At 40.9% G+C, this 25,972-nt stretch carries 26 protein-coding genes, 1 tRNA gene, 1 rRNA gene and 1 pseudogene; 15 read left to right on the top strand and 14 right to left on the bottom strand.

Annotated features, from left to right (window positions below):
* Positions 1 to 192: 192 nt before the first annotated feature.
* A 5S ribosomal RNA gene (gene rrf / locus G6R09_RS17210) occupies positions 193 to 308 on the top strand.
* Between the two features lie 73 nt (positions 309 to 381).
* A tRNA-Asp gene (locus tag G6R09_RS17205) sits at positions 382 to 458 on the top strand.
* Positions 459 to 620: 162 nt separating this feature from the next.
* Here the strand turns inward: G6R09_RS17205 and G6R09_RS17200 are convergent.
* The 3 genes and pseudogenes from G6R09_RS17200 to G6R09_RS17190 all read right to left on the bottom strand — a co-directional run.
* A pseudogene (locus G6R09_RS17200) lies at positions 621 to 841 on the bottom strand (transposase); the annotation flags it as partial.
* A 100-nt stretch (positions 842 to 941) separates the two neighbouring features.
* Positions 942 to 1,820, bottom strand: coding sequence for a TIGR03899 family protein (locus tag G6R09_RS17195; protein ID WP_082955645.1), 879 nt, complete (start codon positions 1,818 to 1,820; stop codon positions 942 to 944).
* Positions 1,821 to 1,851: 31 nt separating this feature from the next.
* On the bottom strand, positions 1,852 to 2,403 hold the full coding sequence (locus G6R09_RS17190) for a YtfJ family protein (protein ID WP_163923687.1): 552 nt from the start codon (positions 2,401 to 2,403) through the stop codon (positions 1,852 to 1,854).
* A gap of 170 nt (positions 2,404 to 2,573) precedes the next feature.
* Here G6R09_RS17190 and G6R09_RS17185 point away from each other — a divergent pair, with 170 nt between their 5' ends.
* The 3 genes from G6R09_RS17185 (at position 2,574) to G6R09_RS17175 (ending at position 8,638) form a co-directional block, all read left to right on the top strand.
* Complete coding sequence (locus G6R09_RS17185) at positions 2,574 to 2,783, top strand: DUF1107 domain-containing protein (protein WP_065166901.1); 210 nt, start codon at positions 2,574 to 2,576, stop codon at positions 2,781 to 2,783.
* Positions 2,784 to 3,155: 372 nt separating this feature from the next.
* Positions 3,156 to 4,880: an autotransporter assembly complex family protein gene (locus G6R09_RS17180; RefSeq protein WP_163923685.1), complete on the top strand. Its 1,725-nt coding sequence runs from the start codon at positions 3,156 to 3,158 to the stop codon at positions 4,878 to 4,880.
* The gene (locus G6R09_RS17175) at positions 4,877 to 8,638 is read left to right on the top strand and encodes a translocation/assembly module TamB domain-containing protein (RefSeq protein WP_163923683.1); all 3,762 of its coding nucleotides are present in this window, start codon (positions 4,877 to 4,879) and stop codon (positions 8,636 to 8,638) included. The genes G6R09_RS17180 and G6R09_RS17175 overlap by 4 nt, the downstream gene beginning before the upstream one ends.
* 70 nt (positions 8,639 to 8,708) lie before the next feature.
* Here the strand turns inward: G6R09_RS17175 and G6R09_RS17170 are convergent, their stop codons facing one another.
* The 3 genes from G6R09_RS17170 to fbp all read right to left on the bottom strand — a co-directional run bounded on the left by G6R09_RS17170 (position 8,709) and on the right by fbp (position 10,807).
* Positions 8,709 to 9,089 (bottom strand): rhodanese-like domain-containing protein, encoded by a 381-nt coding sequence (locus tag G6R09_RS17170; protein ID WP_065166899.1) that lies wholly within the window; start codon positions 9,087 to 9,089, stop codon positions 8,709 to 8,711.
* A 12-nt stretch (positions 9,090 to 9,101) separates the two neighbouring features.
* Positions 9,102 to 9,629, bottom strand: a complete 528-nt coding sequence (gene ppa, locus G6R09_RS17165; protein ID WP_087845931.1) for an inorganic diphosphatase — start codon at positions 9,627 to 9,629, stop codon at positions 9,102 to 9,104.
* 164 nt (positions 9,630 to 9,793) lie between these two features.
* Positions 9,794 to 10,807 (bottom strand): class 1 fructose-bisphosphatase, encoded by a 1,014-nt coding sequence (fbp, locus tag G6R09_RS17160; protein WP_065166897.1) that lies wholly within the window; start codon positions 10,805 to 10,807, stop codon positions 9,794 to 9,796.
* Between the two features lie 197 nt (positions 10,808 to 11,004).
* On the opposite strand from fbp, the gene mpl reads away from it, so the two are divergent.
* Entirely contained in the window at positions 11,005 to 12,360 is a 1,356-nt protein-coding gene (gene mpl, locus G6R09_RS17155; RefSeq protein ID WP_163923682.1) for a UDP-N-acetylmuramate:L-alanyl-gamma-D-glutamyl-meso-diaminopimelate ligase, read from the top strand.
* Positions 12,361 to 12,372: 12 nt separating this feature from the next.
* On the top strand, positions 12,373 to 12,993 hold the full coding sequence (locus G6R09_RS17150) for a flavin prenyltransferase UbiX (protein ID WP_065166895.1): 621 nt from the start codon (positions 12,373 to 12,375) through the stop codon (positions 12,991 to 12,993).
* 110 nt (positions 12,994 to 13,103) lie between these two features.
* Here G6R09_RS17150 and argR read toward each other — a convergent pair whose 3' ends face one another.
* On the bottom strand, positions 13,104 to 13,574 hold the full coding sequence (gene argR / locus G6R09_RS17145) for a transcriptional regulator ArgR (protein ID WP_065166894.1): 471 nt from the start codon (positions 13,572 to 13,574) through the stop codon (positions 13,104 to 13,106).
* Between the two features lie 394 nt (positions 13,575 to 13,968).
* Here argR and mdh point away from each other — a divergent pair, with 394 nt between their 5' ends.
* Positions 13,969 to 14,907, top strand: coding sequence for a malate dehydrogenase (gene mdh / locus G6R09_RS17140; protein WP_065166893.1), 939 nt, complete (start codon positions 13,969 to 13,971; stop codon positions 14,905 to 14,907).
* Positions 14,908 to 14,991: 84 nt separating this feature from the next.
* Here the strand turns inward: mdh and G6R09_RS17135 are convergent, their stop codons facing one another.
* Positions 14,992 to 15,183 (bottom strand): hypothetical protein, encoded by a 192-nt coding sequence (locus G6R09_RS17135; RefSeq protein WP_065176392.1) that lies wholly within the window; start codon positions 15,181 to 15,183, stop codon positions 14,992 to 14,994.
* A 149-nt stretch (positions 15,184 to 15,332) separates the two neighbouring features.
* On the bottom strand, positions 15,333 to 16,304 hold the full coding sequence (gene ispB, locus G6R09_RS17130; RefSeq protein WP_065176391.1) for an octaprenyl diphosphate synthase: 972 nt from the start codon (positions 16,302 to 16,304) through the stop codon (positions 15,333 to 15,335).
* 278 nt (positions 16,305 to 16,582) lie between these two features.
* Here ispB and rplU point away from each other — a divergent pair, with 278 nt between their 5' ends.
* From rplU to folA, 7 genes are all read left to right on the top strand, one after another.
* Positions 16,583 to 16,894: a 50S ribosomal protein L21 gene (rplU, locus tag G6R09_RS17125; RefSeq protein ID WP_036796189.1), complete on the top strand. Its 312-nt coding sequence runs from the start codon at positions 16,583 to 16,585 to the stop codon at positions 16,892 to 16,894.
* Between the two features lie 18 nt (positions 16,895 to 16,912).
* Positions 16,913 to 17,170 carry a 50S ribosomal protein L27 gene (gene rpmA, locus G6R09_RS17120; protein WP_036796188.1) on the top strand — a complete coding sequence of 86 codons (258 nt, stop codon included), beginning with the start codon at positions 16,913 to 16,915 and terminating at the stop codon, positions 17,168 to 17,170.
* Between the two features lie 67 nt (positions 17,171 to 17,237).
* A complete protein-coding gene (locus G6R09_RS17115; RefSeq protein WP_065166890.1) occupies positions 17,238 to 18,164 on the top strand; it encodes a DMT family transporter in 927 nt (308 codons plus the stop codon).
* 88 nt (positions 18,165 to 18,252) lie between these two features.
* Positions 18,253 to 19,428, top strand: a complete 1,176-nt coding sequence (cgtA, locus tag G6R09_RS17110) for an Obg family GTPase CgtA (RefSeq protein ID WP_060998494.1) — start codon at positions 18,253 to 18,255, stop codon at positions 19,426 to 19,428.
* Between the two features lie 141 nt (positions 19,429 to 19,569).
* Positions 19,570 to 20,361, top strand: a complete 792-nt coding sequence (locus G6R09_RS17105) for a threonine/serine exporter ThrE family protein (RefSeq protein WP_065166910.1) — start codon at positions 19,570 to 19,572, stop codon at positions 20,359 to 20,361.
* Positions 20,358 to 20,822, top strand: coding sequence for a threonine/serine exporter family protein (locus G6R09_RS17100; protein ID WP_065166889.1), 465 nt, complete (start codon positions 20,358 to 20,360; stop codon positions 20,820 to 20,822). The genes G6R09_RS17105 and G6R09_RS17100 overlap by 4 nt, the downstream gene beginning before the upstream one ends.
* A gap of 50 nt (positions 20,823 to 20,872) precedes the next feature.
* On the top strand, positions 20,873 to 21,355 hold the full coding sequence (folA, locus tag G6R09_RS17095) for a type 3 dihydrofolate reductase (protein ID WP_065166888.1): 483 nt from the start codon (positions 20,873 to 20,875) through the stop codon (positions 21,353 to 21,355).
* Between the two features lie 66 nt (positions 21,356 to 21,421).
* Here folA and G6R09_RS17090 read toward each other — a convergent pair whose 3' ends face one another.
* From G6R09_RS17090 to surA, 5 genes are all read right to left on the bottom strand, one after another.
* Positions 21,422 to 22,240 carry a symmetrical bis(5'-nucleosyl)-tetraphosphatase gene (locus G6R09_RS17090; RefSeq protein ID WP_065166887.1) on the bottom strand — a complete coding sequence of 273 codons (819 nt, stop codon included), beginning with the start codon at positions 22,238 to 22,240 and terminating at the stop codon, positions 21,422 to 21,424.
* 48 nt (positions 22,241 to 22,288) lie between these two features.
* The gene (gene apaG, locus G6R09_RS17085) at positions 22,289 to 22,705 is read right to left on the bottom strand and encodes a Co2+/Mg2+ efflux protein ApaG (protein ID WP_373423722.1); all 417 of its coding nucleotides are present in this window, start codon (positions 22,703 to 22,705) and stop codon (positions 22,289 to 22,291) included.
* A 101-nt stretch (positions 22,706 to 22,806) separates the two neighbouring features.
* Positions 22,807 to 23,628, bottom strand: coding sequence for a 16S rRNA (adenine(1518)-N(6)/adenine(1519)-N(6))-dimethyltransferase RsmA (gene rsmA, locus G6R09_RS17080; protein ID WP_060998499.1), 822 nt, complete (start codon positions 23,626 to 23,628; stop codon positions 22,807 to 22,809).
* A complete protein-coding gene (gene pdxA, locus G6R09_RS17075; RefSeq protein ID WP_065166909.1) occupies positions 23,625 to 24,617 on the bottom strand; it encodes a 4-hydroxythreonine-4-phosphate dehydrogenase PdxA in 993 nt (330 codons plus the stop codon). Before pdxA ends, rsmA begins: the two co-directional genes overlap by 4 nt.
* Positions 24,618 to 24,627: 10 nt before the next feature.
* Positions 24,628 to 25,935, bottom strand: a complete 1,308-nt coding sequence (surA, locus tag G6R09_RS17070) for a peptidylprolyl isomerase SurA (protein WP_163923680.1) — start codon at positions 25,933 to 25,935, stop codon at positions 24,628 to 24,630.
* Positions 25,936 to 25,972 lie beyond the last annotated feature (37 nt).

The raw sequence follows: 25,972 nt of genomic DNA, 5'->3' as shown, positions 1-25,972 counted from the left end.
TAAGAGAYAGGCATTGAGCTAACTGATACTAATTGCCCGTGAGGCTTAACCATACAACACCCAAGGGGTTTTTCTTCTCCAAAGAGAAGAGACGGACTCTACAAACGCTTGAATGAAGTGTTGAGAACAAACTAGTTAGATTTTCCCAGATTGCTATTTATTGCCTAAAGGCGATAAATAAAACAGAATTTGCTTGGCGACCATAGCGTTATGGACCCACCTGATCCCATGCCGAACTCAGTAGTGAAACGTAATAGCGCCGATGGTAGTGTGGGGTCTCCCCATGTGAGAGTAGGACATCGCCAGGCTTTAATTTCGTTTTTATCTTTTTGATAAAAAAGGTAGAGATAACAAGTTGCATTTATGCTGAATAGACACTGCGGAGTGGTAGTTCAGTTGGTTAGAATACCGGCCTGTCACGCCGGGGGTCGCGGGTTCGAGTCCCGTCCACTCCGCCATTATTAAAAAGAAACCTGAATCTAACGATTCAGGTTTTTTTTCGTCTGTAGAAAATGGTAACGATAGTGTTCTGTATCGCCCTATGAACCCACGAGGCGATATAATACTAATCTGGGAAGTTAACTGATCAGGTTGCTCCAATCTCTTGAACACATTCAAAGCCGATTCCATGCAAGACAGACCTTATCGATAATATCGCTATAATCAGCAAAATTTTGATTAGCGAGATAGTGTTGTCGTAACCAACTCCAAGCTTGTTCTATTGGGTTAAGTTCTGGGGAATATGGTGGAAGTTTGATGATGCTGAGATTATTAAACGGATTGGTAATATTGTCAGTATGCCAGTATGCCAGCCTGCACCATCCATCACGACAATAGGGTAAGTAATCTCATTTTTATTTGAATCGTTTTGTGTTGGCAGTTTTGTTATTACTTTTGGTATGTATAAATAATGGTGACCTAAAAAATCATTGCCTTTAATATTAACTAGTAGTGACTGTAAATAGTTGAGATAGTCTTTCGAGTAAGTAAGCTTGGAATTCAGAATTATTTTTATATTCGATTAATGATGCGATTTCTTGCCCTATTGGAGATAGACGGTAATAAGTAAGCGATGTGTTTTTATTATGGCAATTTAAGCTGTAATGTGTATTTTGTAGATGTAAATGAAACTGCATGAGGTGATCAATCGTACTTGATTCAAATTCTGTTTTTAGTATAAGTCCTAAGTCCATTAAAATAATGATACTGGAATAGGGAAGGTTGTATTGATCGTATACGATTGGATAATGTTTTGTTTTTGTTCCGAATTGAATAAATCTTGACGGTATTTTAATGCTGGTAATGATTACTTTATTAGTTTTTTTACCTAGTTGGCAACATACACTGATGACACGTTGAAATAAAAATGTTTCTTTTTGGGTCATTGTTATTAAAACAGTCAAAGTCTTTAAAGATGTTGAACCTGGTCGTATAAGCTCTTTTTTGAGAATTCTAGCCCATAAAATTTGCATTGATGGGCTATATACTTGCTTTGCCATCTTAATAAAACGCACTAACCAATCCTGATCTGGATCGGTTGTCGCTTCATTTTTACATTCATCGTAAGTTAGCTTAAATATTTTTTCTATATTCTGTTGCTCGCGTTGGTATTGTAATTGTTGACTATGAATATACCGCTCAGTAGGTGATGAGTTGTGACCTGAGTTAATTAAGCAATCATAACCAAAGTGTTGTGCTAGAGAGTGAGTTCTACTTTTACTGTTCGTTAATGGGCGTTTTTCTAACGTATTTTTTAGTTGTTGGGTTGATGTCATTGTGTAATGTCTATTTACAATAAGGCCGCTATTAATAGCGGCCATAAATGATATTTCTTAAATAGTAAAACAGAGATCAGATGTTTTTTTTCACTAATGCAATGACTTGCTGTCGTTGCTGTTGATTAAGTGCCCCTTCATGAATAAATAAGATCTTAGCATTTTTATCAAGGACGATTATTGCAGAACTTTCTTTTTGTAAGTCCCAACTTTTTTGTACGTTACCATTACTATCAAGTACAATCGATGACCAAGGATATTGCTTTTTACTTTCTTCTGCTGCACTTTTTACAAAGCTACTTGTTCCCCAAATAGCATCATCTTGGTTGATGATCGTTGTTGTTTGATATTTTTGCTGTGGGAATTTTGCGGCACTAATCGCATTTACTAACTTAGCATTGATTTCCTTTGCAGACGCTCTTCCTGCTATGGCTATTATGATATGTGTTTTACCTACTAGTTCAGTACTATTCCAAGCTTGATAGCCAATACTATTATTGTTCAGTATAAGTTCACCTTTATTCGTTACTGTAACAGCGGGTAGTGTTGTATTCATTTTAAGATTATTGGCGTGAGCTAATGTTGGGATAATAGCAACAAATACTATTGCTAATAATTTCTTATACATAAGAATCCTTTTATTCATGACGTTATTAGTTGTTTGGGTTGCATTTTACATAATGATGACTGCCGCAAGTGAGTGTTAATCACTGTTGCTGAATTTATTTGGCAAATTGTTTGCATATTTTCGTTGTTCATAGAAATAAATACGTTGTATTGATTATTGTGTGAGGATATATGTTGAGAATTTTTCAAGTCTATCGTCCTGTACAAGTAGCAAAATATGTTAAAAACTTCTTTAAAGGGCGACTTTTTATCATCGGTATTGGTGGTTTTGAGTTTGAATATGGACGCCTAGTTCCACCAAAGTCTACTGACATTAAGCTATTGAATGTCTTATCAGAAGTGAATAAAGAAATTCAAATATTGTCTACGACAATATCTTAAAAAAGTTAAATTAGGTACGATATTAAATAAAGATAGTTATTAGTACGAAAGAAGTAAACTTGAGAACACTATTTTCATTTTGCGACGCTTGTTGATAATATTTAGTGTGTTATTAGTTCTTTTTATGTCAAAAATTTGAAGAATTGTTCTAGAGTTATTTGGTTGCGATGTAATTATTTGGGGTTATGCCTGAAAAGTTGTTTGTCCCTCTAAATATTTAATGTGACGAATTGAATTTGTTGTTAATGATAGATATTTGAATTGAGTAGTTTATTATCAATAATATTGATAGCTATTGTTGGTATTGGTGTACAGTATTTACCAAAATAGATCGTGTTAATGAATCTAATTTTCCCAAGAAGCATAATCCGAATGAATAAAATTTATCAGTGGCTGGGTATTGCATCTTTTGCCTTAGTATTATCAAGTCCGACAATGGCGGCATCTCTTAAAGTTAAGGGGTTAAAAACCAGCCTTGAAGATAATGTTGATGCGTATCTCTCTGCGATTTCTCCAAGTGATTACAGTGATACGTTACGTTTTCAAGAACAAGTAAAATCTGAGATAGATCAGGCTTTACAGGCGCTTGGCTATTATCAGCCGACTTATGATTATCATGTAAAGGGCAGTGGAAAAAAAATAGCAATTACCGTAACGGTTGATGCTGGCCCGCGTACGCATATTAGTCAAAGTAATATTGTTATTACTGGCGATGCGAAAGATGATCCTGCTTTTATCTCGTTATTAAAAAATAGCGGTTTAGGTATAGGAAAAGCGCTTAATCAAGGTAAATATGAAACGTTAAAGTCTTCATTGCAAAGTTTAGCGGTACGCCGCGGCTATTTTGATGCGGAGTTAAAGAAGAGCGAATTAGGTGTTATTCCTAGTCGTAATGAAGCGATCATCACGATCGATTTTGATTCTGGGCGTCGTTATACTTTTGGTGAAACACATTTTACTGGCAGCCAAATCAAGGATGAACGTCTGCGTTCGATGATCCCTTATACCGAAAATGAACCTTATTTAGCGTCTAAATTAGGTTTGTATAATGAGCGTTTATCTAATATTGGTTGGTTTTCATCTATTTATGTTGGTGGTGATGTCGCTAAACGTAAGGATGATAAAATTCCGATTGAAGTTGCTGTAACACCTCAGGTTAGAAATCAAATTGAAACAGGTATTGGTTTTTCAACTGATACTGGCCCACGTTTGAAATTTAACTGGAAAAAGCCATGGATCACCAGTAATGGTCACAGCTTTTACCTCAAATCAGAGATATCGAAAGAGCAGCCTAAGGTTGAAGCAGCCTATCGAATTCCATTAGATGATGTTCTTAATAATTATTACCAAATTGTTGGTGGGATTCGTTACGTTGATAGTCACGATACTATTAGTACTCAATTGGGCTTAGGTGTCGAACGTCACTGGAAATTGGCGTCAAATTGGGAGCGTACGGTATCGTTACATTGGTTGAATGAAAAATACAAGCAAGGTGGCGATGAAGAAGGTACTTTCAATGTATTTTTACCAGGATTATCTTATAGCAAAAGTGAATTCTCTGGAGGGGTTTTCCCTTCTTCTGGTAGTAAATACAATTTCTCAGTTGAATTTGCGAATAAAGCATTAGGTTCAGATACTGACTTTGTCCGTTTGCAGGCAAAATCGGCTTGGATTCGAAGCCTGAGTGAGAATCAGCGTGGTATCTTCCGTATGGCCGGTGGTGCTGTATTAGCTGATAGCATTCGTGATATTCCACCATCGTTACGTTACTTTATTGGTGGCGATAATAGCATTCGAGGTTATGGCTATGAGTCTATTTCGCCGCGTAATGATCTTGGTCGAATGATCGGTGGCCAATATATGGCAACGACAAGTATAGAGTACCAATACCGTTTGTATGGTAATTGGTGGGGTGCATTATTTTATGACTATGGTTCGACCTGGAATAACAATAAACCTGATTGGATGCGAGGTACTGGCTTTGGTGTGCGCTGGGCATCTCCGGTTGGTCCTGTGCGTATTGACTTTGCTTGGGGACTTGATAAACCCGACAAGGATAAATTTCAACTTCACTTTAGTTTAGGGCCTGAATTATGATCTGGGTGAAGCGTATTGCTTTGGCTATTTTAGCCCTGTTATTATTTTTAGTTATTGCTGTTGCAGTGATTCTATACACTCCTGCGGGATTAAAAGTAGCTAGTTGGGGTGCACAAAAAGCCTTACCTGCACTATCTATTGGTACGACGAAAGGATCACTATTAAGTGGTTTTCAAGTTGATGACGTGCGCTATCAAGATAGCAGTATGAATTTAGCGGTATCACAACTCAATTTAACTTTGGATGAACGTTGTTTATTAACGCCTGAAATTTGTATTTCTGATTTAGGTGTAAAGGGTGTTAAGTTTTCGATGCCTACATTACCACCGGCAACAGAACCAGAGCAACCATCAGAACCGGTGGCAGAAATCAGTCTTCCTGTACCAATTAAAATCGATAAAATCACGTTAGATAATATTGATCTTGATATTCTAGCCAATAAAGTTAGTTGGCAGCATTTTACTACTGCTGCAACCGTGGTTGGTAGTCATGTTACGCTGAAACCAACAGATTGGCAGAATATTAAGTTAGCACTTGCTCCGGCTGAAAAGTCTGATAAAGCAAACGCTAAGCCTGTAACAAAGGTCAAAGCTAAGTCTGACACTACAGCGATTACATTGCCTGATGTTGTATTACCAATGTCGTTTGATATTGAACGCTTTACGATTAAAAACTTTGAGCTGGCAGGCAAAACTCCGCAAAAAGTATCGTTACTTGAGCTGATTGCATCAGGTAAAGGCAGTGAGGTTAATGTTGAAAAGCTACAGGTTAATACGCCACAAGCTGATTTAAATGCCAAGGCACAAGTGACATTAGCCGGAGATTATCCATTAACATTAGATGCAAATGCTAAGATTGCAATGCAGCCAGTTAATGGACATCATTTAACGTTAAAAGCCAGTGGTTCATTACAAAAGTTGCTTGTTGATGCGCAGTTAAAAGGCAAGTTGGATGCGGTTGTTAAAGGTCAGTTGTCGCCACTAAAGGCAGATTTCCCCTTTGATGTTGCAGTGTCGAGTAAACATTTGCAGTGGCCAATTGATAAGTCAGCCGAATTTACGGTTGATAATACTATAATTGATGCTAAAGGTAGCTTAAAAGGCTTTACGTTTAAGGCCAAAAGTAGCATTGATGGTACTCCAATGCCTGCGGTTAAATTAGCATTGAATGGTAAAGGTGACTTAAATAAAGTTGATCTTTCTTCTTTGAAGATTAATACCTTAGGTGGTGTGATTACCGGTAATGCACAAGCAGATTGGAAAAAATTAGTCACTTGGAATGGACAACTCGCCTTTGCAAATATTCAACCGGGCTTACAGTGGCCTGCCGCTAAAGGTAACGTCAGTGGTAAATTTGTAACCTCTGGTGGGTTAACCAAGCAAGGTGGTTGGTTTGTTAAACTGCCACAGTTAGACATTGATGGCACGATTATGAAGCAGGCATTAACGCTTGTGGGTAAGTTAGATGCCTCTGATGTTAATGGTAAAGGTGATTTACTGCGAGTAAACACACCTGGATTGACCTTAAAGCACGGTCCTAATGGGATGGTAGTCAAAGGTCAATTAGATAAAGCTTGGAACATGATAGCTAAGATTGACGCGCCGAATTTATCTAAATCATTAAAAGGGTTACATGGTGCGGTTAATGGTGATGTTAAGTTGTCTGGCAGTATGGCAACCCCAGATATTAAGCTTGACTTACAAGGTAATGATTTAGGTTGGCAGCAATTAGCACAGTTAGCATCGTTTAATCTTAAAGGTAATGTAACTCCTTTACCTGATATGAAAGCGGATATCAGCCTAACGGCAGCAAAAGGTAAATATGGTACAACAACATTAGATGATCTTAAGGTGCTATTTAAAGGCACTGAACAAAAACATAGTTTAAGTGTTAATGCTAAAGGTGATCCTGTTGGTACTAATTTATTGATTGATGGTAGTTTTAATAAGAAAACAGGTTGGAAAGGTACGTTAGCCAAAGGTGATATTAGTACACCTGTTGGTGATTGGGTACTGAACCATTCGACGCCGATTCGTTATGATCTTAAAACGGCGATGGCAACCGTTGGTGCTCATTGTTGGCAACAAGGGCAAGCAGCAATTTGTTTAACTCAAGATCTTACTGCTGGTGCTTCAGGACAAGCGAAGTTAGCAGTACGTAAGTTTAATTTTGATCTGTTAAAACCGTTTTTACCACCAGAGTTAAAAGTTAATGGTGAGTTAGGGGCAAATGTTGATGCAAAATGGTCACCTAAAGCAGCACCGTATCTAAAGGCTAATATTATTATGCCTGCCGGTGGAATGAGCCAGCAAGTAAGTAGTGACGAGCAGCCATTGGTATTAGGGTGGGATAAAGTAACCGTCAATGCTGAGATGCAAGACAATACTTTAAATACTAATTGGTTAGTGGCTATTAAGAATAATGGTGATTTAAGTGGTCAGGCAAAGATCACTAACCTTCAAGGTGATAAACAGATCAATGCCAATGTTAAACTTGATCGTTTTACCTTAGGTTTCCTTGAGCCTATGATTAAAGATTATCATAAGTTTGGTGGTCAAGTTGATACTAATTTGACAGTGACAGGACCTATTTTACATCCTAAAGTTAATGGCTTATTACAAGTAACTAAACTTGAAGCTACAGGACGTAAAGTACCGTTAGATATTAAAAACGCAGATATCAAATTAGCATTTAATGGCTATAACGCTAACTTGATCGGTAATATTTATACGCCAGATGGTCAATTATTACTGCGTGGTAGTGGTGATTGGCAGGATATGGCAGCTTGGAAAACGAAGCTTAATATCAATGGTAAAGAGTTGAAAGTGAGCATGCCGCCAATGGTAGCATTAAAAGTTTCTCCTGATTTAACCATAGAGGCTACGCCAACGTCAGCAGAGATCACCGGTAAAATTGGAATTCCGTGGGGAAGAATTACGGTTAATCAATTACCTAAATCTGCGGTAAAAGTATCGAAAGATCAAGTGATCTTAAAAGATAACTTACAGCCAGTGATAGAAAAGTCGCCGGTTCCATTTGATATCAAAACCAATATATTTGTTCATATTGGTGATGACGTTAAATTGGCTGCGTTTGGCTTAAAAGCAGGCTTGTTAGGTGATCTTAATGTTCGTCAAAATGGCAAAGGACCGATGATTTATGGTGAAGTAAATATCGCCAAAGGATCATACTACCGCGCGTTGGGACAAGAATTATCTATCCGTAAAGGACAAATACTCTTTAATGGTCCAGCAGAGCAACCTTATCTCTCTATTGAAGCGATTCGTGATCCTGATAACGTCGAAGATGATGTTATTGCGGGGGTACGTGTTACAGGTCCTGCTGATAAACCTGAAGTGAATATTTTCTCGGATCCTGCAATGCCACAGCAAAATGCATTGTCATATATTCTAACGGGTAAGAATCTTGATGCCGAGAGCTCTGGTGATAGCAGTAGTGCAATGACAACTGCTTTAATCGGTATGGGCTTAGCGCAAAGTGGTCAGCTTGTTGGTGATGTTGGTGAAGCCGTTGGTGTTAAAGATCTAAGCTTATCAACTTCAGGTGCTGGTGATGATTCACAAGTGACGATCAGTGGCTATATTGCTCCTGGGTTACAGGTGAAATATGGCGTAGGTATCTTTAACCAAGTTGATGAATTTACGTTACGTTATAAATTAATGCGAAATTTGTATGTTGAAGCGGTTTCTGGTCTTGATCAAGCTGTTGATTTACTTTACCAATTTGAATTTAATTAATCACAACATTGATATTTAACTTGTAACAATAATCAGCCCGATTAGTAATAATCGGGCTTTTTTATCCCTTTTATTGAGTCGGTAGCGGCTGTGATGATTTAAGTTTTTTATAGTTAAGACCATTGTAGACTGCGGTATAGCCTAGTTTTTTTAGTGCTGTTGCGGCTATTTCTGCCCGTCGGCCTGATTTACAGTACAGTAATATAGGCAGAGCTTTATCAGGATAATGTGCCGCTATTGTTGCTATTTGTTGATAAGGTATATTGATGGCTGAATCTAAATGACCATTATTAAATTCAGCTGCTGTTCTCACATCAATAATGACATTGGGCTGTTGTTGCTGTAATTGCCAAAACTGCTGCACAGAAACATTTTTTGCATAGCTGGTTGAAGCCATCACTGACACGCTTAATGTGGTAATGAGTAGCCCATATTTGAGTGCTAGTTTCATTACGTTTCCTCACTACTTTTGAGCGCGTGCAAATGAAGACATGATCTCTTCTTTGGCTGCTTCAACTCCCTGCCAACCATCAATTTTTACCCACTTATTGGCTTCGAGCTCTTTATAATGTTGGAAGAAATGCACAATTTGAGCTTTTAATAGTGCTGGAAGATCTTCAATATCATTAATATGGTTATATTCACTGCTAAGTTTTGAATGGGGAACTGCGATGATTTTAGCGTCTTCACCTGATTCATCTGTCATTTTTAGCACGCCTATTGGACGACAACGAATCACTGAGCCAGCTAGTAGTGGGTACGGAGTTGGCACTAATACATCAACCGGATCGCCATCAAGTGATAGCGTGTGGTTGATATAACCATAATTACATGGATAGAACATCGGTGTCGAGGTGAAACGGTCAACAAAAATCGCGCCACTGGCTTTATCTACTTCGTACTTAATTGGATCTGCGTTAGCAGGAATTTCAATAATAACGTTAATATCGTTGGGAATGTCCTGACCGGCAGTTACTTTGTTTAAGCCCATGATAGATTCCTTATTGGTTAATAAAATGTTGCATATATTGAGGTTATCATGATTGAGGCTAAAAACAACCGTCGAGTCTAAGGCGTTTTTGAAGGCATTTGAAATGCGATAAAGCGAGGATTAGTCATTATCAAGGTGGCTAATACCACCTTGAATCGTCATTGTTATTGGTCATCTACTTCGTGCAGAAAAGCTTCTACCTTGTTGACCATATTGGTTGAGCCAACAAAGAAAGGTACCCGTTGATGTAATTCAGTTGGTATAAGATCCAAAATACGTTGTTGGCCATCAGTTGCTCGTCCACCTGCTTGCTCAATTAACAGTGCCATGGGGTTACACTCATATAGGAGACGTAATTTTCCATTAGGGTAACTGGCCGTACTGGGATAAAGGTAAATACCACCTTTTAACAAATTCCTGTGAAAATCAGCAACTAAAGAACCAATATAGCGCGATGTATAAGGGCGATTATCTTGTGGTACACATTCTTGGCAATACTTGATGTATTTTTTTACCCCTAATGGGAAACGAATATAATTGCCTTCGTTGATCGAGTAAATATTGCCATCAACCGGAATTTGCATATTTTCATGCGAGAGACAGAATACACCGAGAGAAGGATCGTAGGTGAAGCCATGAACACCATTACCAGTGGTATAAACCAACATGGTTGATGAGCCATAAATAATATAACCCGCTGCGACTTGGCGATGACCCGGTTGAAGGAAGTCCGCATCTGTTGCGGGTGAGCCGACGGGGGATATACGGCGATAGATCGAGAAAATCGTACCGACAGAGACATTGACGTCAATGTTCGATGAGCCATCAAGCGGATCCATTAATACTACATATTTAGCATCACGGTTTAATTGACGGTTAAAACTGACTGCTTGATCTTCTTCTTCGCTGGCTATGCCACAAACTTGATCGCGTGCTTCTAATGCTGCTTTGAACTTATCATTAGCATAAAGGTCGAGTTTTTGTTGCTCTTCACCTTGCACATTTTCGGTACCTACAGCCCCTGTTATATCAACCAGCCCGGCTTTATTGATTTCGCGGTTTACGATTTTAGCCGCTAGTTTAATCGAGCCTAATAGTGATGATAGTTCGCCACTGGCGTGAGGAAAATCATTCTGCTTCTCGACAATAAATTCACCAAGCGTTCTAATATCGGTCATAAACAATCCTTGCATTATGTTGTCATAAGGGGAGGGAGATTCAGTTGTATATTGGTTGGATCTCAACGCATAATGAGATTCAATTCCCCATAGTATTTTTCGTTATATCAAGAATTGTATATAAAGATCTTTTTTATGGTAACGAAGTAACGTCAAAGCGTGACATTAATAAAAATTAAGGATGGAGAGAGCAATATATGCATATTCATATTTTAGGTATTTGTGGAACATTTATGGGGGGCGCTGCCACATTAGCGACCCAACTTGGGCATAAAGTTACCGGCTCTGATGCTAATGTTTATCCACCAATGAGCACCATGCTTGAATCACAAGGTATTGAAATAATTCAAGGATATGATCCTGAGCAATTAAAGCCAGCCCCTGATTTAGTGGTGATCGGCAATGCCATGAGTCGCGGTAATCCATGTGTTGAATATGTGCTGAACAATAATTTACGTTATACCTCTGGCCCACAATGGTTACAGGATTATTTGTTACATGATCGTTGGGTGATGGCAGTTGCTGGTACGCATGGTAAAACAACCACGGCAAGTATGTTGGCATGGATCCTTGATGATTGTGGTTATCAACCGGGCTTTTTAGTCGGTGGCGTACTTGGAAACTTTGGCGTGTCAGCGCGTCTTGGCGAAAGTATGTTCTTTGTGGTTGAAGCTGATGAATACGATAGTGCTTTTTTTGATAAGCGTTCGAAGTTTGTACATTACCACCCACGGACTTTGATCATGAATAATTTAGAATTTGATCATGCTGATATTTTTGACGATCTAAAAGCGATTCAACGTCAATTTCATCATTTAGTACGTACAGTTCCTGGAAATGGACGTATTTTAGCACCACAAGGGGTTAAAAATATTGATGAAACATTAGCAATGGGTTGCTGGAGTGAACTGGAATATATTGGCAATGATGGTCATTGGCGCGCTGATAAACAGCGCGAAGATGGCAGCATGTTTGATGTTTACCTTGATGATCTTTTAGTGGGAACTGTGGACTGGGCATTAGTGGGCGATCATAATGTCAATAATGCACTCATGGCAATTGCGGCAGCTCGCCATGTTGGAGTAACGGCGAATTTGGCTTGTGAATCATTAGCTAAATTTATCAATACCAAGCGTCGATTAGAGTATAAGGGTCAGGTTAACGGGGTCACGGTCTACGATGATTTTGCTCACCATCCAACAGCGATTGAGCTGACTTTAGGTGGACTGAGAGCGAAATTAAATCAATCACGTATTCTTGCGGTGCTTGAGCCACGATCTAACACCATGAAGTTAGGGGTTCATAAACATGATTTAGCCCCTGCATTACATGCTGCTGATGAAGTATTTTTATTTCAGCCTGATAATATTCCATGGTCAGTACAAGAGATCGCTGATCAATGCCCTCAGCCTGCGTTTTGTAGCGATGATATCGATACGCTGGTGGCTAAGATTGTTGAATCCGCGCATAGTGGCGATACGATTTTAGTGATGAGTAATGGCGGTTTTAGTGGTATTCACGGCAAGTTATTAGCAGCGTTAACTGCCAAATAAAAGTGAGAGAGAATGAAACCGAAACAGATAACATTAGCATGGACGGGTGCGTCTGGTGCACCTTATGGTTTACGGTTGCTGGAATGTTTATTAGCGGCTGATTATCAGGTTTATCTGTTGATATCATCTGCGGCGCGAGTGGTATTAGCGACAGAGCATGGACTTAAATTATCAGCAGCACCAGCAACAGCACAACAACAATTAGTTGAGTTTTTACAATGTCCAACTGAAAAATTAGTGGTGTGTGGTAAAGAAGAGTGGTTCTCACCAGTCGCTTCTGGCTCGGCCGCACCTAAGCAGATGGTGATCTGTCCATGTTCAGCCTCAACATTAGCTTCAGTTGCTTATGGTATGTCTAATAATTTGCTTGAGCGAGCAGCTGATGTGGTGATAAAAGAACGCGGTCAGTTACTACTGGTGATCAGAGAAACGCCATTTTCTAGTATCCATTTAGAGAATATGCTTAAGTTATCGCAATTGGGCGTCACGATTATGCCTGCAGCCCCAGGGTTTTATCATCAACCACAAACTATTGACGATTTAGTAGATTTTATGGTGGCGAGGATATTAGATCATCTCAAAATAGAGCAAGGGTTAGTACCTCGCTGGGGTTATGAGCAACCTGAAAAATAATAGATAATATTAGTGTCGTTTATCAGCACGAGACACTATAAACGAAGGGTCTATATTTCTTGAGCATGTATATTGATGCCATACAAAGTTAGATAGACCCTCATTATCGATCAGTGGCTGTAATCAAATAGTCCACATACTGAGGCATAAAGCTCATTAGTCGTGATGTTACTGGTTGGGGTAATAAAAATCGTATCATCACCAGCCACAACACCTAAAATCCCTTCTGGTCGACCTAAAGAATCTAATAAACGTGCAATCACTTGTGCCGCACCAGGGCCGGTATGGATCACAACTAGCGCACTGTTAAAACCAACTTCCATCACTAACTCTTTTAGAGGGCTCGTGATTGTTGGAACACCCAGTTCAATCGGTAAACAATACACCATTTCCATCTTGGCATTACGGGTACGTACAGCTCCAAATTTGGTGAGCATGCGAGAGACTTTTGATTGATTAATATTATCAAAACCCTGTGCTTTCAACGCATCAACAATCTCACCTTGAGAACTGAATTTTTCTTCTTTTAAAATTAATTTAAACGCTTTAACGAGACGTTCTTGTTTGTCTGAATTTCGCATAAGTAAATATTATCTACAGGGACGAGGTAAACCATTTTTGCATAACCTGTGACTCACTGGCAAACAAAGTGAATCAAAATAAATATGTGAAGCCGCATTTTTGTTATATATAAAAAATTTTATTGTGACTTTTGTCATTGTTTTATCAAAACTAATTAATCTAATTTTGATAAATAACAGCCATTATTAAATATTTATTTTATTTGTCTGATAAAAGCGTTTGAGTGCATTTTTATGGGATTCTGCGTTACTTCGCAAAGCGAGTGGGTGAGGATTGTATTTTTTTTATGCTTAATATAACGTCCATAGATTGTTATTCAGTTACTACTATTGTTAGCTGAAGTCGATTGTACCCACGTCAAAAAATATACTTCTATCGTAAAGGAGAACGAACATGAAAGTTGCTGTAATTGGTGCGGCTGGTGGTATTGGTCAAGCATTAGCATTGTTATTGAAAAATCGTTTACCTGCAGGCTCAGATCTTGCTCTATATGATATTGCTCCTGTAACACCTGGTGTTGCAGCAGATTTAAGCCATATTCCAACCCCAGTAGCAATTAAAGGATATTGTGGTGACGATCCAACACCGGCACTAGAAGGGGCTGATGTTGTGCTTATTTCTGCAGGTGTAGCACGTAAACCGGGTATGGATCGTGCTGATTTATTCAATGTTAATGCAGGTATTGTGAAATCATTAGCAGAAAAAATCGCCGTTGTATGTCCAACAGCATGTGTGGGTATTATTACTAACCCAGTTAATACCACGGTTGCAATTGCAGCTGATGTGTTGAAAAAAGCAGGTGTTTACGATAAGCGTAAGTTGTTTGGTATTACCACACTTGATGTTATCCGTTCAGAAACTTTTGTCGCTGAACTAAAAGGTGTTTCACCGTGTGATATTCGAGTACCGGTTATTGGCGGTCACTCAGGCGTGACTATTTTACCATTGCTATCACAAGTTGAAGGTGTGAGCTTTACTGACGATGAAGTGAAAGCACTAACACCTCGTATTCAGAATGCAGGCACTGAAGTTGTGGAAGCAAAAGCGGGTGGCGGCTCTGCAACGCTCTCTATGGGTCAAGCGGCATGTCGCTTTGGTTTAGCGATGGTACGTGCGCTACAAGGTGAGCAGGGTGTTGTTGAGTGTGCATATGTTGAAGGTGATGGTAAACATGCTCGTTTCTTCGCTCAACCTGTATTACTGGGTAAAGAAGGGATTGAGGAAGTGATGGATTACGGTCACTTAAGTGCATTTGAGCAAAATGCATTAGAAAGTATGCTTGATACATTGCGTGGCGATATTACGCTTGGTGAAGAGTTCGCTGTAAAGTAAGCCAAGATAATTAACATACAAAAAATGACTAGCCCTCAATAGTTGGCAATCAATTATTGAGGGTCTTTTTATATCTGCGAAATATTAATAATAACGATCACAACCGTTATGGAGTTGAGGTTGGTCGATAAGATCAACGATATCAATTGACTGTAGTTGATGATCATGGTGGTGCTCAATGATCACTGAGTGGTGTTGATGATCAATGCCGATCACTTTTCCTACGCCATGACAAGATTCGACCCACATACCTGTGGTTAGATGCTTGATATCCATAGTCACCTTCTTAGCCTATAAGGCATAATAATTACGAGTAGCTATAGTATAGATCATCACAGATCGTGGCATCACAACGATAAGATATCGGTTACTAAAAATAAAAAAACCTGTCACCAAGGACAGGTCTTTCAATCGGAAGGGGAGTGTTATTTTTTACGTTGTACAGCCATATGCGCTAATGTGATAAGAGCTTGCTTGTAATCAGAATCAGCAATCGGTGCAAGAGCGGCTATGGCTTTCTGCGCTTCTTGTTCAGCACGTTGTTGGGTGTAGTCTAACGAACCATGCTGGCGCATACACGCTAAAATAGCATCAAGCTTATCCATACCATTAGCATGCATAATAGCGTCACGTATCATCGCTGCTTGCGCTTGATTGCCATGGTGCATTGCATGTAATAGCGGTAACGTTGGTTTACCTTCTGCAAGGTCATCACCGACGTTCTTGCCCATTTCTTTGCCATCGGCAACATAGTCAAGCACATCATCGATAAGCTGGAAGGCAGTACCTAAATAACGACCATATTCTTGAAGTGCGAGTTCAATATCAGCTGGCGCTTCAGCAATAATTGCCGCAATTTGGGTTGAAGCTTCAAATAAGCGTGCTGTTTTGGAGTAGATAACTTGCATGTAGCTATCTTCAGTGGTGTCAGGATCATTACAGTTCATTAACTGCAACACTTCACCTTCAGCGATCACGTTAGTGGCTTCACTCATGATGTCGAGGATCTTTAAAGATCGTAGGCTAGTCATCATTTGAAATGAGCGAGTGTAAATATAATCACCCACTAACACACTTGCGGCGTTACCAAACGCAGCATTTGCCGTTTCTTTGCCACGGCGCATATCTGATTCATCAACAACATCGTCGTGGAGCAATGTCGCGGTATGAATAAATTCAACAAAAGCAGCTGCTGTGGTGTGTTTATCACCGTCATAGCCAAGTGCACGTGCTGTTAATACTGCCAGCATGGGGCGAATACGTTTGCCGCCACTGTTTACAATGTAGAATCCGAGTTGATTGATGAGGGCAACATCTGAGTTAAGTTGCGCCTGTATCTTCGCGTCGACTTCCGCCATATCGTTGGCGGTGAGCGCTTGGATAGCTTTAAAATCCATTATACGTCCAGCAAGATTGTTAGCCGCGTAGGGCGGAAAATTTTTCGAATTGATACTGGAATCTTACACTAAAATAACCATATCGTCATAACCTCAAATACAGCTATTTCAAACAGTTTTTGGATTGGGTAGCTTTTCACCAATTTTCTTTCGAGAATGGCTTGCCACAAAGTCTCTTTTCGCGTAACATTCGCGCCCTATTGATGACAAGATTAAGCGCATACCCATTGCCCATTTTAGACGTGGCAAATGGCCTATGCGGAGAAGCGGAGTAAGACATGTACGCTGTTTTCCAAAGTGGTGGTAAACAACACCGTGTAAGCGAAGGCCAAACCTTACGCTTAGAAAAATTAGACGCTGAAACTGGCGCTAACGTTGAATTTGACTCAGTTCTTTTAGTAGCTAATGGCGAAGAAGTAACTGTAGGCGCACCGTTCGTAGCTGGCGGTAAAGTAACTGCTGAAGTTGTTACTCACGGTCGTGGCGATAAGATTAAAATCGTTAAGTTCCGTCGTCGTAAGCACTCTCGTAAGCAAATGGGCCACCGTCAGTGGTTCACTGAAGTCAAAATTACTGGCATCAGCGCTTAATAACAGGAGAATTTAAAGATGGCACATAAAAAAGCTGGCGGTTCTACTAATAACGGCCGTGATTCAGAAAGCAAACGCCTAGGTGTTAAGCGTTTTGGTGGCGAGTCTGTATTAGCAGGCAACATCATCGTTCGTCAACGTGGTACTAAGTTCCACGCTGGCACAAACGTTGGCCTAGGTAAAGACCACACTCTATTCGCTCTATCTGATGGTAAAGTGAAGTTTGAAGTTAAAGGTCCTAAAAACCGTAAATTCGTATCTATCGACGCTGAATAATTTTCAGAATCGACACGAATATTAAAGCCCTGCCTTTTTGGCGGGGCTTTTTATATCTGGAGGGTTTATGATTAACCGCGGCCCGATGATTGGTTTCTTTCTTGCGATGACAACTGCCGTTTTTTGGGGGGCATTGCCAATTGCAATGAAACAAGCTGTAGAAGTGATGGATCCTTTTACGATTGTTTGGTATCGCTTTATAACTGCAGCGTTGGGTTTAGGCCTGTTTTTAGCGTGGCGAAAGCAATTACCAACAATATCAAATCTTGGGCGAATAAGCTGGATGGTGCTAGTCATCGCCAGCGTTGGCCTTGCGGGTAACTTCGTGCTGTATAACAGTTCATTGAAATACCTGAACCCTCCTGTTGTACAAGTTATTATCCAATTAGCGCCAGTGATGCTGTTAGTATCGAGCGCATGGGTATTTAAAGAAAAATTAGGTCGACATCAAATTATTGGTGTAATCGCTTTAATTAGTGGTTTGATCTTATTCTTTAATGAACGGCTGATTGAGTTGTTTACCAGTTTTTCTGGCTATACTCTTGGTGTTAGTCTTGCTGTTGCCGCTGCGTTAGTGTGGGTCGTTTATGGCTTAGCGCAGAAATGGTTATTAAGACAGTTTTCATCAGCACAAATATTACTGATGATTTATATCATCTGTGCTGTAATACTGACGCCAATGGCACAACCACAACAAATTTTAACAATGGATAACCGCCAATTAGGGATGCTGTTATTCTGTTGTGTTAATACGCTTGTTGGCTATGGTGCATTTGCAGAAGCAATGGCCCGTTGGCAAGCATCACAAGTGAGTGCGGTGATCACACTGACTCCCTTGTTTACGATATTATTTGTCGATCTTGCGAGTTTGGCTTGGCCACAATATGTTGCGACAGTCTCTTTGAATATATGGGGCTATCTCGGTGCTATGGTTGTGGTAAGTGGCGCTGTTTGCTGTGCTATAGGCCATAAGTTTATTCGCCAAAGCAAATAGTCAAGGTCCATAACAATAATTACTACGCGATGATCTGTGCTAAATGCCGTTATCGCTGTATGTTAAACGCCACAGTGCGGAGAAAAAAATGAAGTTTATAGATGAAGCGGTTATTCGCGCCGATGCCGGTGATGGCGGTAACGGTGTAGTAAGTTTTCGTACTGAAAAGTACATTCCTCGTGGTGGCCCTGATGGCGGCGACGGTGGTGACGGCGGTGATGTTTACCTGTTCGCTGATGAAAACTTTAATACGCTAATTGATTACCGTTTTGAACGTTTCCATGCTGCTGAGCGTGGTGAAAATGGTCGCGGCGGTAACTGTACGGGTAAACGTGGTGCGGATAAAGTATTAACCGTGCCAGTTGGTACACGTGCCATTGATGAAGATACCGGTGAAGTGATCGCCGATCTTACTGAACATGGTATGAAAGTGATGGTTGCTAAGGGCGGTTTCCACGGCTTAGGTAACACTCGTTTCAAATCATCTGTAAACCGTGCTCCTCGTCAAAAGAGTATGGGTAGTAAAGGTGAAATTCGTCATTTACGTCTTGAATTACTACTTCTTGCTGACGTGGGCATGCTTGGTTTACCTAATGCGGGTAAATCTACCTTCATTCGCGCTGTATCGTCTGCTAAGCCGAAAGTAGCTGATTACCCGTTCACAACCCTAGTTCCAAGCTTGGGCGTGGTACGTGTCGATGCAGAGCGTAGTTTTGTGGTTGCTGATATTCCTGGTCTTATTGAAGGTGCCGCTGACGGTGCTGGCTTGGGTATTCGCTTCTTGAAGCACCTTGAGCGTTGTCGTGTGTTACTACACATGGTTGACCTACTACCTGCTGATGGTTCTGATCCAGTAGAGAATGCCTTTACTATTATCAATGAACTTGAACAATACAGCGATAAGCTAGGCAATAAGCCACGCTGGATCGTATTTAACAAAGCGGATCTTCTTGACGAAGAGCAAGCACAAGAAAAGATCACCGAAGTGCTTGAAGCATTAGCATGGGAAGGTAAGCATTACAGTATTTCAGCGTTAAATCGCATTGGTACTAAAGAGCTGACTTATGATCTGATGGCTGCTATCGACGCCTTGCCACGTGTTAAGTACGAAGTTGAAGAGCAGAAAGAAGATAAAGTCGACTTTAAGTGGGATGATTACCACGCTGAACAAATTAAGAAAGTTCAGGATGAAGACGGCGATGATGATGATTGGGATGACTGGAATGAAGATGATTACGATGTAGAGATCATCTATAAGCCATAAGTTTTGATCGTGCTTTATGCGAATAAGCCATACCGTTAAGGTGTGGCTTTTTTTTGTGCTTAATCAACGTATACGGTTGTAGGTTAGGTATGCTAGTTGTTACAAAATGGGTTTTATAATGGATTATAAATGGATATCAACATGGAGAGAGTACTGCAGCCATTAACCGAATCTCAACAACGGCAATTGACTCGATTGGCCATTGAAGCCGGTCAACGGTTATTACAACACGGTGCCGAAAGCTCGGTTATTATGGATGTGACGCGTCGACTCGGATTGGCATTGGGGGTGGAGCATGTTGAAGTATCATTATCAGCCAGCTCAATGGTGATCAGTACCCGTCATTTAGGCACCTGTATTACCACCACTCGTCGCTGCCAAGATAGCGGTATTAATATGCAAATAGTGACTGATATTCAACGTATTTGTATTCTTGTTGAGCGTGGATTATTGGACTGCCATGAGGTTCAATCACGGTTACAAAACCTCAAAACAGAGCGTTATAATCGTTGGTTAGTGGTGCTGATGATTGGCTTATCATGTGCGGCATTTAGTCGTTTAGCCGGCGGTGATTGGCCGGTATTTATACTGACGTTTTGTGCGTCATCAGTAGGGATGATTGTGCGCCAACAAATTGCCAGTTATCACTTTAATCCGCTGTTAAATTTCGCTGTAACCGCCTTTGTAACCACCTTAATATCAGGCTTAGGTGAAGTGTATAATATTGGCGAACAACCCTTTTTAGCCATGGCCTCATCGGTGTTGATGTTAGTACCTGGTTTTCCATTAATTAATGCTGTCGCAGACATGGTAAAAGGCTTCCCTAGTATGGGGCTAGCGCGCTGGACCATGGCGAGTTTACTCACGTTATCAACCTGTATGGGGATTGTGGCTGCGATGAATGTGCTTGATGTGTGGGGGTGGTTACTATGACGTTAATAATGGCATTACTCAATGATATGCTTCTAGCAATGATCCCCGCATTAGGATTTGCATTGGTATTTAATGTGCCTCAAAAAGCATTGAAATATTGTGCTATTGGTGGCGCAATTGGCCATGGAACACGATTTTTATTAATGCATTGGGGACTGTCAATTGAATGGTCAACCTTTGTGGCTGCGACCTTGGTCGGTATGATCGGTGTCCATTGGTCGCACCGCTTTTTAGCTCATCCTAAAGTGTTTACTGTCGCGGCGTTGATTCCAATGGTACCGGGAGTCTTTGCTTTTAAAGCCATGATTGCTGTCGTTGAAATTAATCACCGTGGCTTCTCATTAGCTTTATGGGGATTGATGATTGATAACGTGCTAAAAGCGATGTTTATTGTGGCAGCATTAGCGATTGGATTAGCAATGCCTGGGTTATTATTTTATCGTCGTCGGCCTGTGGTATAACTACAGCCAAATGATAATGCCGCACTGAGAGTGTGAATGGAGACGCAATAATGAAGATCAGTATGATCGCAGCAATGGCTCATGATCGGATCATTGGTAAAGATAATAGTATGCCGTGGCATTTACCAGCAGACTTTGCATGGTTCAAACGCTGTACGTTAGGTAAACCGATTGTAATGGGACGTAAAACCTTTGAATCTATTGGGCGACCATTACCGGGGCGATTAAATATCGTTATTAGTCGTAATCCTGATTTTAAAGCCGAAGGGATCACTGTTGTTAGTGATATTGCTGCAGCGAAATTAGCAGCTGGCGATGCGCCAGAGTTGATGATCATTGGTGGTGGTAGTATTTATCAAGCTTGTTTGCCGATTGCTGATAGTTTGTATTTAACCTTCATTGATGCGGATCTTGACGGTGATACTCAGTTTCCAAGCTGGGGAAGTGATTGGCAAGTGGTGACCAAAGAGCATCATGATAGTGATGACAACAATGCCTATGCGATGGAATTTGTGATCTTAGCGCGATCGTAGCAAATAACCACAATATCGATGATCAATAATGCCGACAATCACTGTCGGCATTGTTATATGTCATGATCAGGCGTAGAGCGGGCATTCGATGACAAATCGTTGCCCATCTTCCCAGCGTAGCATTGTTAAACTATTGCCCCAGACACAGCCGGTGTCTAGGCCAATACAATGCTGATCTTGGTGGCCCATCAACGCTGCCCAATGACCAAAGATGATGGTCTTTTCTATTGGTTGAGCACGTTGAACATCAAACCACGGGATCAGATCACCAACAGCGGGATCATTAGGTTGTACCTTGCAATGCATATCTAGCCGCCCTTGAGGATCGCAAAAGCGCATTCGTGTAAAACTGTTGATCGTAAATCGTAGTCGTTCTAATCGTGATAGATCCTGCTGCCACCAATCGGGGCCGTCACCATACATATTTTTCAATAACCATAAATAGTCATCAGACTGCAGCAGTTGTTCGACTTCACGTGCATGCTGACGGGCTTGTTCTAGTGACCATTGCGGCGTAATACCTGCGTGAACCATAACCAATGGATAGTGAGGGTGTTCAGCTAATAGAGGCTGGTGGCGCAACCAATCAAGTAATTCTTTGCCATCTGCTGCGGTAAAAATTTGATGGATATTATCGCTTTTTTTCGCGCGTGCTAGTTGGTGAGATACCGCTAATAAATGCAGATCATGATTGCCTAAAATGACCGTCGCATGATCACCTAATGCTTTTACAAAGCGTAATGTTTCTAAAGATTCAGGTCCGCGTGCAACCAGATCGCCCGCAAGCCATAAATGATCATGGTGAGGATCGAAATTTGCTTGGGCCAATAGTTTTTTTAAGTCGGGTAAACAGCCTTGAATATCACCGACAAGATAAGTCGCCATGGTGCTCCCATTAACAATGCGTTTATTAACATGAAATTAATCGCTAGGTTAATGAAGAATGTTCGGCATTGCTAGTCGAAATGGTGCCACTTCAACTTTAAAGTTATTACCAGCTTGATCTTCCATGGTGTATTGACCTTGCATTACACCAACAGGGGTTTCGATGATAGTACCACTGGTATAAGTGAATTCATCAGCAGCGTTAATATGCGGTTGTTTTCCGACGACACCTTCACCTTCAATAACCAATTTTTTACCATTGGCATCGGTAATTAGCCAATAACGTGTCAGTAATTGAGCGCTGCCACGGCCTAAATTTTTAATGGTGATGGTATAGGAAAATACATAACGTTGCTGATCGGGTTGTGACTGTTCTGCAAGATAATGACTAACAACATGGCATTTGATGGTTGGAGGAGATGAGATACTCACAGGCAATATCCTTTGCTGATGATTTACTCTCATTTTAGTATTGCTGGCTAATAAATAAAGAAAACCCTGTATAACACGTGAGATGTTACACAGGGTTATTGTGTTATGAGCGCTGTTGTTAAGGCGCGATAACGCTATTGCTCTTCTTTTTGGAAATTAGCATCAAGCCAATTAGCCATAGCAACAAATTGTTCTACCGTAATATTTTCTGGGCGGTGGCCTGGGTTAATACCCAATGCTTCCAGTTGTTCTGGAGTGAACAAGCCTTTGTAACAGTTACGGATCGTTTTACGACGCTGGTTGAAGCCTTCACGACACACACGATCTAGCCATTTAAGGTTAGTACATGGGAATGGCAATACTTCATACGGCGTTAAACGCACCACTGCTGAGTCTACTTTTGGTGCTGGTACGAAAGATTCTGGCGGCACTTCCAATACTGGCATTACTTTACAGTAGTACTGCGCCATAACCGTTAAACGGCCGTAAGCTTTACTACCAGGGCCTGCAGCAAGACGATTAACCACTTCTTTTTGAAGCATAAAGTGCATATCTAGTACGTCTTTATGGAACTCAAAAATGTGGAACATTAACGGAGTTGAGATGTTGTAAGGCAAGTTACCGAAAATACGTAACTTATTATTTTCTTTAATAAGTTGCGTAAAGTCGAAGCGCATTGCATCGCCTTCATGGATGGTTAGTTTTGACGCTAGATCGGGGTGGTTACGTAAACGCTCCGCCAAATCTCGGTCAAGTTCGATAACGGTAAATTTATCAACTAACTTGCCAACATATTCTGTGATTGCACCAAGGCCAGGGCCAATTTCTACCAAGTTTTGGCCTGGTAGAGGGTTAATCGCTGATACGATACCATCAATAATATATGGGTCTTTTAAAAAGTTTTGGCCAAAGCGCTTACGCGCACGGTGACCTAAATGGACTTGATCGCTGCTCATGCTTGTTTTTCTACCAATTCGAGGGCGTGGGATAGCGCTGTCCGAAGGCTACCTATATCTGCTTGCCCAGTACCTGCGAGTTCCAGTGCGGTACCATGATCTACTGAAGTTCTGATAAAGGGCAGTCCCAACGTAATGTTGACTGATTTACCGAAGCCTTTATATTTCAGCACCGGTAACCCTTGATCGTGATACATGGCTAATACCGTATCGGCATCAGCTAAATATTTTTCTTGAAAGATAGTATCTGCTGGAAATGGTCCAAGCAAATTTATGCCTTCTTGCTGACGCAGTTGTTCTAATGTTGGAATGATAGTATCAATTTCTTCCATTCCCATACAGCCGTCTTCTCCGGCATGAGGATTGAGCCCGCAAACATAAATTTTCGGCGACGCAATACCAAATTTAGTCACTAAGTCAGCATGCAAGATACGAATAACTTGCTTAAGTCGTTGTTCAGTAATAGCTTTAGAAACACTGCTTACCGGAATATGGGTTGTTACTAATGCAACCCGTAACCCTGTTGTTGCCAGCATCATCACAACTTGTGCTGTCTCTGATTGCTGAGCAAAAAACTCAGTGTGACCACTAAAAGAAACACCAGCGCGGTTAATGACCCCTTTGTGGACGGGGCCAGTAACAACCGCAGCGAACTCACCACTCATACAACCAGAAGCGGCGCGTTCTAATGTTGCTAATACATAGAGCCCATTTTGTTCGTCAAGTTGTCCACTGACAACCTCAGCGGCACTGTCTATTTGAGCTACTGTCATTGTTCCCGCTTGATGTGGCATCGCGGGTAACTCAGATTGATAGGGCAAAATAGTAAGCGGTAAACCTAATTGAGCCGCACGTTCTACCATAACCTGCGCATCAGCACAAATCACAAGTTGGTGCGGCCAATGTTGCTGACACAAGGCAATGACTAAATCTGGGCCTATTCCTGCCGGTTCACCTGGGGTGATCGCAATCCGTTGTGGGTTAGTCATTTGCTTGTTATTAGCCATTATTTACCTTATTCATTTGTTCGATGTAAGCACCCGCACGCAGTTCTTGTAACCAAGTTTGTGCTTCTTCATTGAACTTACGATTAAACAAAATTTGTGCCGCGCGGTTCTTTAAGGCAGCTTCAGTGCGATCGACATTACGACGACCTTCTACTTCTACAATATGCCAGCCAAACTGAGATTTAAACGGTTGGCTAATTTGATCGACCGGTAATGTTTCTACTTCTTTTTCAAAAGCAGGGGCATACATTGAAGGAAGTTGCCAACCTAGTTGACCACCATTGCTAGCAGAACCTGGATCTTCACTGTATTGTTTTGCCGCTGCGGCAAAGCTCTCTTTACCACTAATGATTTTCTGGCGAATTTGTTGTAATTCTTTTTTCGCTGCGGCGTCACTTAAAATAATGGAGGTTTTAATTAAAATATGACGTGCTTTTACTTCAACCGCAGATACTGTCGGCATGCCTTTAACGTCATTGATTTTTAAAATATGGTAACCAACGCCGCTACGGAAAGGACCAATGATACTGTCTTTGCTGCTGGTTTTAATTTGGTCAGCAAAAATTGTTGGCATTTCATCTTTACTCATCCAGCCCCACTCACCACCTTTAAGGGCTTTAGGACCTTTTGAGTAGCGGTAAGCCAATTCAGCAAAATTAGCGCCTTGTTTTAGCTCGCCATAAATCTTGTTAGCTTCTTGCTTCGCTTTTTCGCGGGTTGCTTTATCGGCATCATCATCAACAGCGATTTGAATTTGGCTGATGTTGTATTGCACGTTTTGCTGAGTTTGCTTTGCAAGCTGTGCTGCTAAACTATCGACTTCTTGTGGCAAAATGTTGACCCGCTTACGGACAATAATAGTACGCGCTTCAGAGGCTAACATGTCGTTACGTAATTGCTCACGGAACATCGAGAAGCTAATTCCAGCATTAGCTAACTGTTGGCGCAACTGGGCAACAGTGACATTACGTTGTTTAGCGACATCTGCAATAGCTTGATCAAGTTGGCTGTCATCAATACGTAAACCCAGCTGTTTTGCTTGCTGGATTTGTAGCGTTTCCATGATCAATTTATCCATCACTTGCTGGCGTAGGATATTGTTTGGAGGCAATTGTTGACCTTCCGCTGCAGCATTAAGATGAACGGTTTTTAGCATCGCATTAACGTCACTTTGTAAAATGACACCATCGTTAACTGTGGTAACAATTTGATTTAATTCTTGCGGTTGAGGGGCAGCCATAGCAGTTGCTGTCATCCCCATTAGCATTACGCTTATCGCCGAATACTTCCACTTTTTCATTTATAGTCCGTCATGTTGAGTGGCGATATGTATTATC

The sequence above is a fragment of the Photobacterium sp. Alg240-V54 genome (genome assembly GCF_900537155.1).
Lineage (GTDB): Bacteria > Pseudomonadota > Gammaproteobacteria > Enterobacterales > Vibrionaceae > Photobacterium.
Note: the sequence above shows the minus strand (reverse complement) of the source record. Positions and strands in the feature narration are given on the sequence as shown.